The sequence below is a fragment of the Mesorhizobium sp. M0293 genome (assembly GCF_040321735.1).
Taxonomy (GTDB): domain Bacteria; phylum Pseudomonadota; class Alphaproteobacteria; order Rhizobiales; family Rhizobiaceae; genus Mesorhizobium.
The window spans coordinates 1-672 of the sequence record NZ_JAMYSA010000315.1; the positions used below are offsets into that span (position 1 = coordinate 1).

General features: G+C 62.5%; 1 protein-coding gene. It reads right to left on the reverse strand.

The features are described 5' to 3' along the window. Positions 1 to 672 (reverse strand): FAD-dependent oxidoreductase (locus tag NKJ06_RS35655; RefSeq protein ID WP_352812625.1); only part of this gene is annotated, 672 nt, incomplete at both ends.

The following is a 672-nucleotide window of genomic DNA, read 5'->3' on the forward strand; positions in this document are numbered from 1 at the left end:
TGAAAACCAGGTCGGCAGCCTGGCGCGCCATGGCGGGAGCCAGGAGAAAACCGTGACGATAGAGCCCGTTGATCGCAATGATTTCACCCTTGGTTTCGACGCGCGGCAAATTGTCGGGAAAGGCTGGGCGGACGCCGACACCGGTTTCAACGATCTCCGCCTCGCCAAAGGCCGGGTGGAGGGCATAGGCGGTGCCCAGCAGTTCCATCATCGAACGCGCCGTAACCGGTCCGACGGACTGGCTTTCAATCATCGTCGCACCAATCATGAAACGGTGGTCGGTGCGCGGCACTGCATAGAGTGGAAAGCGCGGATGCAGCAGCCTGACGGGGCGCGACAGCGAGATATCAGGGATACGCAGGGTGAGCATTTCGCCGCGAACGCCGCGCAGCCAGTCATTTTGCGCCGCCATTCCCGTACAGTCGATCTGACGATCGAAACCAAAAACATGCTGGGCGTCGGCGCCGAAGCGGAACTCGACCCCCGTGGCCGCGAGCTTGTCATGAAGTGCTGTCATCGCCTGGCGCGGATCAAGATGGCCCTCAGCAGGGAAGAGCAATCCGCGGCGGAAGCGGCCAGCTAAGTCAGGCTCCAGCAAGGCAATTTCATCTTCCTCGACGCGCCGATAGCCCGTCGTGCGGCTGGCGAACCGGTCGAGCTCGCCCGCATCGC